11 protein-coding genes are annotated in these 12,046 nt (G+C 67.0%); 8 read left to right on the top strand and 3 right to left on the bottom strand.

Annotated features, from left to right (window positions below; genetic code table 11):
- Positions 1-203: 203 nt before the first annotated feature.
- Positions 204-1,073, top strand: a complete 870-nt coding sequence (locus CFB50_RS19060; protein ID WP_069250526.1) for a mechanosensitive ion channel family protein — start codon at positions 204-206, stop codon at positions 1,071-1,073.
- Between the two features lie 79 nt (positions 1,074-1,152).
- Here CFB50_RS19060 and CFB50_RS19055 read toward each other — a convergent pair whose 3' ends face one another.
- Both CFB50_RS19055 and CFB50_RS19050 read right to left on the bottom strand, forming a co-directional pair.
- Complete coding sequence (locus CFB50_RS19055) at positions 1,153-2,235, bottom strand: branched-chain amino acid ABC transporter substrate-binding protein (RefSeq protein WP_089446877.1); 1,083 nt, start codon at positions 2,233-2,235, stop codon at positions 1,153-1,155.
- A 145-nt stretch (positions 2,236-2,380) separates the two neighbouring features.
- Entirely contained in the window at positions 2,381-3,418 is a 1,038-nt protein-coding gene (locus CFB50_RS19050) for a histone deacetylase family protein (RefSeq protein WP_069250524.1), read from the bottom strand.
- A gap of 115 nt (positions 3,419-3,533) precedes the next feature.
- Between CFB50_RS19050 and CFB50_RS19045 the strand changes: the two genes are divergently transcribed.
- From CFB50_RS19045 to dbpA, 5 genes are all read left to right on the top strand, one after another.
- Positions 3,534-4,022 carry an Lrp/AsnC family transcriptional regulator gene (locus CFB50_RS19045; RefSeq protein ID WP_046548968.1) on the top strand — a complete coding sequence of 163 codons (489 nt, stop codon included), beginning with the start codon at positions 3,534-3,536 and terminating at the stop codon, positions 4,020-4,022.
- Between the two features lie 69 nt (positions 4,023-4,091).
- Complete coding sequence (locus CFB50_RS19040; protein WP_069252822.1) at positions 4,092-4,397, top strand: hypothetical protein; 306 nt, start codon at positions 4,092-4,094, stop codon at positions 4,395-4,397.
- Positions 4,398-4,909: 512 nt separating this feature from the next.
- Positions 4,910-6,571, top strand: a complete 1,662-nt coding sequence (gene mqo / locus CFB50_RS19035) for a malate dehydrogenase (quinone) (protein WP_179254202.1) — start codon at positions 4,910-4,912, stop codon at positions 6,569-6,571.
- Between the two features lie 277 nt (positions 6,572-6,848).
- Positions 6,849-7,046, top strand: a complete 198-nt coding sequence (locus tag CFB50_RS19030; RefSeq protein ID WP_011356541.1) for a hypothetical protein — start codon at positions 6,849-6,851, stop codon at positions 7,044-7,046.
- Positions 7,043-8,440, top strand: a complete 1,398-nt coding sequence (dbpA, locus tag CFB50_RS19025; protein WP_069250522.1) for an ATP-dependent RNA helicase DbpA — start codon at positions 7,043-7,045, stop codon at positions 8,438-8,440. Before CFB50_RS19030 ends, dbpA begins: the two co-directional genes overlap by 4 nt.
- A 65-nt stretch (positions 8,441-8,505) precedes the next feature.
- On the opposite strand, the gene CFB50_RS19020 is transcribed toward dbpA, so the two are convergent.
- Positions 8,506-9,330 carry a phosphate/phosphite/phosphonate ABC transporter substrate-binding protein gene (locus CFB50_RS19020; protein WP_069250521.1) on the bottom strand — a complete coding sequence of 275 codons (825 nt, stop codon included), beginning with the start codon at positions 9,328-9,330 and terminating at the stop codon, positions 8,506-8,508.
- A 299-nt stretch (positions 9,331-9,629) separates the two neighbouring features.
- Between CFB50_RS19020 and CFB50_RS19010 the strand changes: the two genes are divergently transcribed.
- Both CFB50_RS19010 and CFB50_RS19005 read left to right on the top strand, forming a co-directional pair.
- Complete coding sequence (locus CFB50_RS19010; protein ID WP_089446875.1) at positions 9,630-10,655, top strand: fatty acid desaturase; 1,026 nt, start codon at positions 9,630-9,632, stop codon at positions 10,653-10,655.
- Positions 10,656-10,839: 184 nt separating this feature from the next.
- The gene (locus tag CFB50_RS19005; protein ID WP_089446874.1) at positions 10,840-12,042 is read left to right on the top strand and encodes a benzoate/H(+) symporter BenE family transporter; all 1,203 of its coding nucleotides are present in this window, start codon (positions 10,840-10,842) and stop codon (positions 12,040-12,042) included.
- Positions 12,043-12,046: the final 4 nt, after the last annotated feature.

Here is a 12,046-nt window from a genome sequence, read left to right as displayed (position 1 = left end):
GTCTCATTTAATCGTAAAGCCGCTTAGTACAAAACCGAAACCTCGATTTCGCGGCCCGGCGGCACGGGTACGCGGCATTCGGCCCCACCCGCTGGCGCGAACCAATGTGTGCCGCATACAGTCGAACGCTGCCGGCGCGTGAGCGCAAGCCTGCTCGACCACGGCCGCGTCACGCATCGTTTCTTCAACCCGGAATCCCGTCAATGTTTCTCGATCAACTACATCCGGAACGCTGGACGTTCCTGTGGAACGCGCTGTCCACCCTCTCCCTCAAGCTCTGCGCCGGCCTAGCGCTGCTCGTCGCCGGCTGGTGGCTGTCGAAACGCATCGGCAACTGGCTGAACCGTCTGCTCTCGAGCAAGGAGCGCGTCGACGACACGCTGCGGCCGATCCTCTGCGACGTCGCCGTGTGGGGCATCCGCATCGTCGCGATCGTCGGCGCGCTGTCGCAGCTCGGCATCGAAACCGCGAGCATCGTCGCGGTGCTCGGCGCGGCCGGCCTCGCGATCGGGCTCGCGCTGCAGGGCACGATGCAGAACATCGCGGCCGGCATCATGCTTCTGCTGCTGCGGCCGTTCAAGGTCGGCGACTATATCGACGGCGGCACGGGCGTCGCGGGAACCGTCGACGAGGTCGGGCTCTTCATGACGCGGCTGACGAAGCCGGACGGCATCTGCGAATACGTGCCGAACAGCGCGCTGTGGGGCAGCTCGATCCGCAACTACACGCGCAACCCGACGCGCCGCCTCGATCTCGAAGTGGAAGTGTCGGTGCATGACGATATCGATCGCGCGCTCGACGCGCTGCGGGCGCTGGCCGCGGCCGATCCCGACGTGCTGCAGGACCCCGCGCCGGACGTGATGGTGATGCGCTTCGACGACAGCACGGTCGTCGCAAACATGCGCGTATGGACGCACACCGACAAGTTCTGGGCGATGCGCTGGCGCCTCGCGCGCCAGGTGCGCAAGACGCTCGCCGACGCGAACTGCGCGCTGCCGATCCGCACGCGCGAGCTGCACATCGTGCATGACGCGGAGCGTCGCGCCGACCGCGCGCAAACGCACGCGCTGTAAACGGCGAAGGCCGCGAAGCGCATCCTGCTTCGCGGCCCCGGCGACGTCAACGCAACGTCACCGCAACGTCACCGCCACATCACATCTTCACGATATCGAGCAGCGCCTTCTTGCCGCTCTTGTACGTGAACACCGAGATCGCGCCGTGCTTCAGGTCGCCCTGCGGCGTGAAGCTCGTCTCGCCGATCACGCCCTTGTAGTCGGTCGCGGGCATCGCCGCCAGCACCTTCGCCGGGTCGGTCGAGTTCGCGCGCTTCATTGCGTCGACGATGATGTAGACGGCGTCGTACGAGAACGGCGCATACACCTGCATCGGCTGGTGATAGCGCGCCTCGTAGCGCTTCGCGAACGCCGCGCCGCCCGGCATCTTCTCGAGCGCGATGCCGGCCTCGGAGCACACGCCGTCGCCGGCGAGGATCTTCGCGCGCATGCCGAGCTGGCGCGCCTGCTTCGCGAGCGGCCCGCCCGTCGCATCCATGCCGCCGTACATGATCGCGTCCGGATTCGCGCCCTTGATCTTCGTGAGGATCGCGCGGAAGTCGATCGCCTTGTCGTTGGTCGCATCGCGCGACACGACCTTCATCCCGGCGGCCTTCGCCGCTTTCTCGAACTCGGTCGCGAGGCCCTGGCCGTACGCGGTCGAATCGTCGACCACGGCCACCGTCTTGATGCCCATGTTCTTCGCCGCGTACATCGCGAGCGCCGGCCCCTGCTGCGCGTCGGTCGCCACCACGCGATAGGTCGTCTTGAAACCCTGCTGCGTGTAGGTCGGGTTGGTCGCGGCCTGCGAGATCTGCACGACACCGCCGTCGCGATAGACGCGCGACGCCGGAATCGACGTGCCCGAGTTGTGATGGCCGACGACGCCGATGACCTTGTCGTCGACGAGCCGCTGCGCGACCTGCGTCGCTGTGCGCGGATCGCCCGCGTCGTCCTGCGCGTCGAGTTGCAGCGTGACCTTCCTGCCGCCGATCGTCAGGCCCTTCGCATTGATTTCCTCGACCGCGAGGCGCGCGCCGTTCTCGCTGTCCTTGCCGAGGTGCGCGATCGCGCCGGTCAGCGGCGCGACGTGGCCGATGCGCACGATCTCGTCCGCATGTGCGGACAGCGCGCACGTAAGCGCCGCCGCTGCCGCGAATGCCGTCATGGAATGTCGAAGCATGTCTGTCTCCTGGTCAGTCTTGTGGGGCCCCGTTCGATGCGGGACGTGTTGTGGTTCGGATGACGAATCGGTTGCGGTCAGTGATGCAGCGCTTCCTGCACGGCGGGCCACATCCCCGTCGGCTGCACGGCTGCGGCGCCGCGCGTTACGCGCGCCCTTCGAATCCCAGCAGCACGTTGACCGCGTTGATGCCGATCTCGTCGACCATGTAGCCGCCTTCCATCACGAACAGCGTCGGCACGTTCAGGCGCGCGAGCGCCGCGCCGATGCGCAGGTAGTCGGGCGAGCGCAGCCGGAAATGGCTGATCGGGTCGTGCTCGAACGTATCGACGCCGAGCGACACGACGAGCGCGTCGGGCGCATGCGCGGCGATCGCGGTGGCCGCCTGATCGAGCGCCGCCGAGTAGGTGTCCCACAGCGTGCCCTTCGGCAGCGGCAGGTTCAGGTTGAACCCTTCGCCCGCGCCGATGCCGCGCTCGTCCGCATAGCCGGAGAAGTACGGATACGACACCGGCGGCTCGCCGTGGATCGACGCGAACAGCACGTCCGCGCGGTCGTAGAAGATGTCCTGCGTGCCGTTGCCGTGATGGAAATCGACGTCGAGCACCGCGACGCGCGCGGCGCCCTGCGCGACACAGTGCTGCGCGGCGATCGCCGCGTTGTTCAGGTAGCAGTAGCCGCCCATGTACTCGCGGCCCGCATGATGCCCAGGCGGGCGGCACAGTGCGAACGCCGCGCGCGCCGCGCCGCTCGACAGCAGGTCGGCGCCGGTGAGCGCCGAGTTCGCGCTCGCGCTCACGGCGTCCCACGTGCCGGCATTGATCGGCGCGCCCGCGTCCATCGCGTAGAAGCCGAGCTTGCCGTCGATGAACGCGGGCGGCGTCGCGGCAGCCGGCATCGCGCGCACCGGCCACACGAGCGGCAGCGCCTGGCAGGTGCGGCCCGTCGCGGTCCACTCGTCCCACGCGCCGGCGAGGAAATCGACGTAGCGGGCACTGTGCGCGGCCGCGTAGTGGGCGCGGTCGAACGGCTTCGGCGCGATCACGTCGCCGAGGCCGGCGGCACGCACCTGCGCGAGCACCGTTTCGGCGCGAAGGGGGTTTTCGAACGAATCGGTGATCGCGCCGTCCTTCAGTTCGACGCCGCGATGCAGTTGGTGATCGCTGCTGTAGACCGTGAGCATGGTTGACCGTTGCAGTGAGGGTGGCAACAGTTTATTGACGGCAACCGGCAATAGCTTTGCTTTCGACGCGCGCCTTTCGTACAATTTTGAGAAAACCGCCTACGGATTTCCGGAAATGAGCAAAAATCGCGCTTCAGCCGAACTGGATGGCGTCGACCGCGCCATGCTGCGCCTGCTGCAGGACGACGGCGCGTTGTCGAACGCGACACTCGGCGAGAAGCTGTCGCTGAGCGTCACGCCCTGCTGGCGGCGCCGCAAGCGGCTCGAGGACGAAGGCGTGATCACCGGCTACCAGGCGAATCTCGACCGGCGCGCGCTCGGCATGAACGTGTTCGCGTTCGTGCAGGTGACGTTCAACATGCATTCCGGCCAGGATTCGGATCACTTCGAGGACGTGATGCGGCGTCACGATGAAGTGACGTCCTGCCACAAGATCACCGGCGCGGCCGACTACATCCTGCAGGTCGTCGCGGCCGATCTCGATGCGTACGCGGAATTCGTCGAGCGCGTGCTGCGCAAGCAGGCCGGGGTGTCGTCGATCCAGTCGAGCCTCGCGTTGCGCGAAGTGAAGTTCTCGTCGCGGGTGCCGGTGCCAGGCGACTGACCGTTCATGCTGTTCCGCGCCCGGGCCCGGGCATCCGTTGTCGATCGTCATCCCATGGAGCGCTACCTGATGAAACGTCTTCTTCCGTCTGCTTCGCTGGCCGCCGCCATTGCCTGCGCGCTCGCGTTGAGCGCCTGTGCGGCGCAATCCACCGTGCCGGCCGCCGCGTCAGCGCCGGCCGAAGCTGCCGCGCCGCCCCCGCCGCCGATGCCCGGCAGCGATCGCGATTCGCACGGCTGCATCCCCTCGGCCGGCTATTCGTGGTGCGAAGCAACGCAACAATGCGAACGCCCGTGGGAACTCGCGAAACAGAAGGGCTTCGCGAATTCGGCGCAAGGGTACGACCAGTTCTGCCGGAACGGCACCGCGAAGTAAAGTGACGTGACGTCACGCGATCGTGTCGCGGCGCACGGCCGCGACACGAGGCAGCGCCCCTCGACATCCCCTCCCGATCCCGCGCAGTTATCCCCAGCTTTCCCGGTTCCAGCGACCGTCATTCCGGAAACCCGGACACACAAAAAACCCCACAAAAACAACGGGTTTTTTCGTTTGTGACACAGCAAACGAGTTCGGTTACATTACGCGCCCCTTGCCACCCCGCCCCCGCAAAACGCGTCGCGCGCGGCCTCTTTCCACGCAGCCTGAAGCGTCTTCCGCTCAGGCTTGCCGCAAGGGCCCGGGCGCGTTGTGCGCCACTGTGACGCAGGCACTTGCCTGCCCGCAGGCAGCCGATCCGAAGGTGTTCTTCCCGACGGGTTCGCGTGCGCAAATGCAACGGCGCGCGGCGTCGATCCGGAATTCCGGATTCGCGCGTCCGGATCTCCGGACCCGTGTTTCACCGCGATCGACACACGCGCCGGGCGGCTTGGCAAACCGATGCATTCAAGTTGAGAAAGGGATCTGCTGTGATCAAAACGTTACGGGTAATACTGTCGGCGCTCGCGCTGTGCGTCGCCGCGTCGTCCGCGCATGCCGCCGATACGAAGAAGGTCGACGTCCTGCTGGTGGGCGGCGGCATCATGAGCTCGACGCTGGGCGTCTGGCTGCACGAGCTTCAACCTGACTGGTCGATGACCATGGTCGAGCGCCTCGACGGCGTCGCGCTGGAAAGCTCGAACGGTTGGAACAACGCCGGCACCGGCCACTCGGCGCTCGCCGAACTGAACTACACGCCGGAGAAGGCGGACGGCAAGATCGACATCTCGAAGGCGATCGAGATCAACGAGTCGTTCCAGATCTCGCGCCAGTTCTGGGCGTGGCAGGTCAAGCAGGGCGTGCTGAAGAACCCGCACTCGTTCATCAACTCGACGCCGCACATGAGCTTCGTGTGGGGCGACGACAACGTCCGCTTCCTGAAGAAGCGCTACGAAGCGCTGCAGGCGAGCCCGCTGTTCCGCGGCATGCAGTATTCGGAAGACTACGACCAGATCAAGCAGTGGGTGCCGCTGATGATGGAAGGCCGCGACCGCAACCAGAAGGTCGCGGCAACGTGGACGCCGATCGGCACCGACGTGAACTTCGGCGAGATCACGCGCCAGTTCGTCGGCTACCTGAAGACGCAGCCGAACTTCACGCTGTCGCTGTCGAGCGAAGTGCGCGAGATCTCGCGCAACGCCGACGGCACGTGGCACGTCACGTGGGTCAAGCTGCACTCGGATGAGCCGGCGCAGTCGGTCGACGCGAAGTTCGTGTTCATCGGCGCGGGCGGCGGTGCGCTGCACCTGCTGCAGGCATCGGGCATCCCCGAGGCGAAGGACTACGGCGCGTTCCCGGTCGGCGGCTCGTTCCTCGTGACGGACAATCCCGAAGTCGTGAAGCAGCATCTGGCGAAGGCCTACGGCAAGGCGTCGGTCGGCTCGCCGCCGATGTCGGTGCCGCACCTCGACACGCGCATCATCGACGGCAAGAAGATCATCCTGTTCGGGCCGTTCGCGACGTTCTCGACCAAGTTCCTGAAGAACGGTTCGTACTTCGACCTGCTCAAGAGCACCAACACGCACAACGTCGCACCGATGATGCGCGTGGGTGTGGACGAATTCCCGCTGGTGCAGTACCTCGCCGGCCAGCTGATGCTGTCCGACGACGACCGCTTCAACGCGCTGAAGGAATACTTCCCGAACGCGAAGAAGGAAGACTGGCGCCTGTGGCAAGCCGGCCAGCGCGTGCAGATCATCAAGCGCGACCCGGTCAAGGGTGGTGTGCTGAAGCTCGGCACCGAGATCGTCAGCTCGCAGGACGGCAGCATCGCGGGCCTGCTCGGCGCATCGCCGGGCGCGTCGACGGCCGCGCCGATCATGCTGAACCTGATGAAGAAGGTGTTCAAGGACAAGGTCGCGACGCCCGAGTGGCAGCAGAAGATCCGCCAGATCGTGCCGAGCTACGGCACGAAGCTGAATGACAGCCCGGCGAAGGTCGTCGAGGAATGGACGTACACCAGCGACGTGCTGCAGCTGTCGCCGCCGCCGAAGATCGACGTCGGCACGCCGTCGCAGGCCACCGGCACCGCGCCGGCCCGCCCGGCGAAGGCGGCGACCGACATGGCGCTGTAACGCGCCGAGCGCCGCGCGACACCCTCGCGCCGCACGACACGGCCGCCCTCCGGGGCGGCCGTTTTTCTTGGCGGGTAGCGGGCGAAACCGCCCGGCCGGTCGCCCGCTTCCGCTAGAATTGCGGCACGCGCGACCCTGTCGCCGCCCGATCCACCATCCGCATCGACGCAATCCAAGCGACGCCCGGTGCGGCCCGCGCCCAGGCCGCGCTAGCGCCGCCCGCCGTTGCCGCGCCCGCCCGGGCGCGCCATCAACCGAATTCAGCTGGAGAAAGACCGTGTTTACCTGCCGAAACCAGAGCTGCGGCACGCCGTGGGAGCAGTCCGACGTCGTCATCAAGGACGAAGGCCAGGGGCTGCTGTTCCGCTGCCCGCTGTGCGGCGCGCGCAACTACCTCGAACGCTTCGAAGACGACGAAGGCAAGGTCGTCTACGAGCAGATGGAAGGCCGCCCTTACCTCGGAGACCTGGAATGACCCAGCCGACCGCCACGCCGTTCAGCGCGCTGTCGTTGACGCCCGCCACGCTCGCCAACCTCGCGCAGCTCGGCTACGTCGACATGACGCCGATCCAGGCCGCGAGCCTGCCGATCGCGCTGGCCGGCCAGGACCTGATCGCCCAGGCGAAGACGGGCAGCGGCAAGACCGCCGCGTTCTCGCTCGCGCTGCTGGCGCGCCTCGACGCACGCCGCTTCGACGTGCAGGCGATGATCCTGTGCCCGACGCGCGAACTCGCCGACCAGGTCGCGCAGGAAGTGCGCCGCCTCGCGCGCGCCGAAGAGAACGTGAAAGTGCTGACGCTGTGCGGCGGCACGCCGATGCGCCCGCAGGCGCAGAGCCTCGAGCACGGCGCGCACATCGTCGTCGGCACGCCGGGCCGCATCATGGATCACCTCGATCGCGGCAACCTGAAGCTCGACGCGCTGAACACGCTGGTGCTCGACGAAGCCGACCGGATGCTCGACATGGGCTTCTTCGACGACATCGCGAAGGTCGCACGGATGTGCCCGACCTCGCGCCAGACGCTGCTGTTCTCCGCGACCTACCCGGACGGCATCGTGAAGCTGAGCCAGCAGTTCCTGCGCAACCCGAAGGAAGTGAAGCTCGAAGAGCGCCACGACAACAGCAAGATCCGCCAGCGCTTCTATGAAGTGACGGAAGACGAACGGCTGCATGCGGTGGGGCAGTTGCTGAACCACTACCGGCCGGTGAGCACGATCGCGTTCTGCAACACGAAGCAGCAGTGCCGCGACCTGCTCGACGTGCTGCATGCGCAGGGCTTCCACGCGCTCGCGCTGCACGGCGAGCTCGACCAGCGCGAGCGTGACCAGGTGCTGATCCAGTTCGCGAACCGCAGTTGCTCGGTGCTGGTGGCCACCGACGTCGCCGCGCGCGGGCTCGACATCGCGCAGCTCGAGGCCGTGATCAACGTCGACGTGACGCCCGACCCCGAAGTGCACGTGCACCGCATCGGCCGCACGGGCCGCGCGGATCAGGACGGCTGGGCGCTGAGCCTCGCGAGCATGGACGAGATGGGCCGCGTCGGCGCGATCGAGCAGGCGCAGAAGCGCGACGTCGAATGGCATCCGCTCGCGGAACTGAAGCCGGCCGACGACGGCGTGCTGACGCCGCCGATGGAAACGCTGCAGATCCTCGGCGGGCGCAAGGACAAGATCCGCCCGGGCGACGTGCTCGGCGCCCTGACCGGCGACGCCGGGTTCGACGGCAAGCAGATCGGCAAGATCAACGTGACCGAGTTCTCGACCTATGTCGCACTCGAGCGCGGCGTGGCGCGCGATGCGCTGCGCAAGCTCAATGCCGGGAAGATCAAGGGCAAGCGGGTCAAGGTCCGGTTGATGGACGAAGAGTGACGGAACGCGGCGCGGACGGTCGCACCGTTGCGCGCCGCCCTGCATTCCCTCACATTACCCCCGCATCACGCCAGTTCCGGATATCCGTGCGCGGCCGCGTCCTCCGCGAGTCGCGCAATTACGTCGTAGTCGCCTGGCGACAACCGTTCGAATCCCTTCAACCGCAGCACGCGCGCCCGTTCCGCATCGGTGGCGACCGCGTGATCGAGCGCGTCCTGCAATGAGGCGACCTGCGCTTCCGGCAGCGCGCGCGATGCGATGAACGGTAATCCCGGCGCAGAGGCCGTCATCCCGATGATCCGGATGTCCTGCAGCAGATCGGGCAACGCGTCGCGTACATACGCGAACGTCACGCAGTCGATCGCCGCACAATCGGCTTCCGCCAAAGCCAACGCACGCAGCACGTTCAGGTGCGAGCCGAGCGCCGTAACCGATCCGAAGAATCGTCCGTCGCGTGCATGCGGCGCGACCGCGTGCCGGAGCGCGTTCATCCCGCTGTGCGAATCTCGACCGTTGAATGCGGCCCGCAGCCCCCGGCATGCGGCGAGCGTCGTCGCGCCGTCCGCGTGTGCATCTGCCGACACGACCAGCACGCTGCTGTAGTGCGCACCGTGGCAACCGTCGGCATCGAACACGGGGGTCGCGATCAGTCGCACGACATCGCGCAGGCCCAGCATCCGGTACGGGTAGCCGCAGGTCTGCGACAGCAGCAGATCGTCGCGCCGCCACAGCGCGTGCAGGTCGTCGAGGGGTTCGTCGGGAAGCGTGACATCGGCGGGCCCGCCCGCGTTCGCGAACGCATCGAGCGCGTCGCGCAGCAACGCGCGCCACAGCGCGTCGTGGCGCGGCGTCACGTTGTACATCGGCAGGGCGGCGATCCATGAGCTCATGCGGGCATTCTACGCAGTGACGCTCGCGCAACGGAACCCGGTTCGATCACGGTAAAACGGGGGCTGAACGCGGCGCAGCGCGCCCGAAGCTTATCGGCCACGCGACGATAAGCAAATGCGAATCGATTGGTTGGCCGCGCAGCGCGATCCCGGTACCGTCCTGATGCCTGCCCGAGCATCGCCATTGCACGTGATAACGGACAGGCCGACCGTGATCCGCGAGACACCTGCGCACCGGGCCGAGCGCACCGGTTCAACCGCTCGTTCCCCGCACTGCCCGTTCAATCCGCCTCAACGCCATGGCCGAATACTTCGACGTCGACCACGCGCGTGCGATCGCCGCGCTCGACACCCGCTTCACCGCCCGCACCGAGTGGCCGACCTGGCTGCTGGTCGTCGCGATCTACGGCGGCTGGCTCGCCGTGCTGCTGCTCGTGCGTGACGGCACGCTGTCGCTCGCGGCCGCGACGCCGCCGCTGATCCTGCTCGGCGCATGGCACCTGTCGCTGCAGCACGAGCTGCTTCACGGCCATCCGACACGCTCCGCCCTCGTGAACAAGCTGCTCGGTTATCCGCCGCTGACGGTCTGGTATCCGTACACGCTGTATCGCGACACACACCTCGACCACCACCGCGACGAAGACCTGACCGTACCGGGCGTCGATCCCGAAACGAACTACGTCACGCGCGAACGCTGGGCGCAGCTGCCGCGCTGGCGCCGCGTGCTGACGGTCGCCCGCAAGACCTTCATCGGACGCTTCATCGCCGGGCCGCCGCTGAGCATCTTTGCAATGTGCATCGATGCATTCGCCGCGTTTCGTCGCGGCGACTTCCGCTATCTGCCGATGTGGGCGATGCATATCGCCTGCGTGGTTGCGCTGCTCGGGTGGCTGCAATGGGCCATCGGCGTGCCGTGGTGGTATTACCTGCTCGTGATCACGTGGCCGGCGTTGTCGATCGCGATGATCCGCTCGCTGTACGAGCACCGCGCCGCCCCGCATCCGAAGGCGCGCATCGCGATCAATGAAGCCGGCTTCGCGATGCGGCTGCTGTACCTGAACAACAACTATCACCTCGTCCATCACGACCTGCCGAAGCTGCCGTGGTACGACCTGCCGCGTGCGTACCGGATGCGACGCAATGCGTACGCGCAGAAGTGCGGCGGCTTCGTGATTCGCGGCGGGTATTGCGAACTGCTCGCGCGCCATGCGTGGACGCCGACCGATACGCCCGTCCATCCGTTCGACCAGGGCACGGCGTCGTTGTCGACGGGGAGCGGCGTGAAGGTGGCGGTGGTCGACAAGGTGCTGCAGATCAGTACGTGACGTTCGGCGGAGCCGACGATTCGTCCGCCCCACCGCACATTTCTTACGAAACACCAACATTCCTGCTCCCACCCGAGCATTGCCAATTGCGTCGGCAATGCCCAGAATGACGGCTCGTCCGGGGCTTCCAACAATCATTCGCTCCGGCTCTGCTCCCGGCCGCGCGCCGCACGCCCCCACGACGATGCAACCGAACACCCCGCCCGGCGCAATCCGCGCGATCGGCAACGACTGGTCCGTTTCCGCGATTACCGCGGGTTTTCTCGCGGTACTGATTTCCTACGCAGGCCCGCTCGCGATCTTCTTTCAAGCCGCGCAGGCAGCGCATGCGTCGAATGCGTTGGTGTCGTCGTGGGTCTGGGCGATCTCGATCGGCGCCGGCGTATCGGGCCTGTTCGCGAGCTGGAAGCTGAAGGTGCCGGTCATCACCGCGTGGTCAGCGCCCGGCACCGCGCTGCTCGTCGGCCTGTTTCCGCAACTGACGCTCAACCAGGCCGTCGGCGCGTACATCACGGCCGCGCTGATCATCCTGCTGATCGGCGTGACCGGCTATTTCGACCGGCTCGTGCGCCACATTCCGCGCGGTATCGCGTGCGGGATGATGGCCGGCATCCTGCTGCCGTTCGGCACGCATGCGTTCGCCGCCGCGTCGGAACAGCCCGCGCTCGCGTTCGGGATGATCGCGGCCTACGTGACCTTCAAGCGCCTGCTGCCGCGCTACAGCATCGTGCTCGTGCTGCTGACGGGCGCCGCGCTCGCGGCGCTGCTCGGGATGACGCATCTCGGCAACGTGTCGGCGAGCCTCGCGCACCCGATCTTCATCGCGCCCGAATGGACGCTCGGCACGACGCTCAGCCTCGCGCTGCCGCTCGTGGTCGTCAGCCTCACCGGCCAGTTCCTGCCGGGCATGACGATCCTGCGCGTGTCCGGCTATCACACGCCCGCGCGGCCGATCATCACCGCGACCAGCGTGATGTCGCTCGTGGTCGCGTGCTTCGGCGGGATCACGATCGTCGTCGCGGCGATCACGGCCGCGCTCTGCACCGGCAAGGACGCGCACGAAGACCCGGACCGGCGCTACATCGCCGGGCTCGCGAACGGGGCGATCTACCTGATCGGCGGGCTCTTCGCCGGCACGATCGTCACGGTGTTCTTCGCGCTGCCGAAAGCATTCGTCGCGATCCTCGCAGGGCTCGCGCTGATCGGTGCGATCGGCGCGAACGTGCACGGGATCTTCGAGGATGAGAGCCACCGCGAAGCATCGTTGATCACGTTCCTCGCGACCGCGTCGGGCATGACGTGGCTCGGGCTCGGCTCCGCGTTCTGGGGGATCGTGATCGGGTCGCTTTCATACGCTATCCTTAACAAGGTGCGGCGACCCGCGTGATGCG

The organism is Burkholderia sp. AU33423, assembly GCF_002223135.1.
Taxonomy (GTDB): Bacteria; Pseudomonadota; Gammaproteobacteria; order Burkholderiales; family Burkholderiaceae; genus Burkholderia; species Burkholderia lata_D.
Note: the sequence above shows the minus strand (reverse complement) of the source record. Positions and strands in the feature narration are given on the sequence as shown.

Bases quoted from the DNA above. Each gene is read 5' to 3' on its own strand.
- CFB50_RS19045 (WP_046548968.1), top strand. From the start codon at position 3,534: ATGAGCAAAAATCGCGCTTCAGCCGAACTGGATGGCGTCGACCGCGCC.
- dbpA (WP_069250522.1), top strand. From the start codon at position 7,043: ATGACCCAGCCGACCGCCACGCCGTTCAGCGCGCTGTCGTTGACGCCC.
- CFB50_RS19060 (WP_069250526.1), top strand. From the start codon at position 204: ATGTTTCTCGATCAACTACATCCGGAACGCTGGACGTTCCTGTGGAAC.
- CFB50_RS19010 (WP_089446875.1), top strand. From the start codon at position 9,630: ATGGCCGAATACTTCGACGTCGACCACGCGCGTGCGATCGCCGCGCTC.
- CFB50_RS19005 (WP_089446874.1), top strand. From the start codon at position 10,840: ATGCAACCGAACACCCCGCCCGGCGCAATCCGCGCGATCGGCAACGAC.
- CFB50_RS19020 (WP_069250521.1), bottom strand. From the start codon at position 9,330: ATGAGCTCATGGATCGCCGCCCTGCCGATGTACAACGTGACGCCGCGC.
- CFB50_RS19055 (WP_089446877.1), bottom strand. From the start codon at position 2,235: ATGCTTCGACATTCCATGACGGCATTCGCGGCAGCGGCGGCGCTTACG.
- CFB50_RS19040 (WP_069252822.1), top strand. From the start codon at position 4,092: ATGAAACGTCTTCTTCCGTCTGCTTCGCTGGCCGCCGCCATTGCCTGC.
- CFB50_RS19050 (WP_069250524.1), bottom strand. From the start codon at position 3,418: ATGCTCACGGTCTACAGCAGCGATCACCAACTGCATCGCGGCGTCGAA.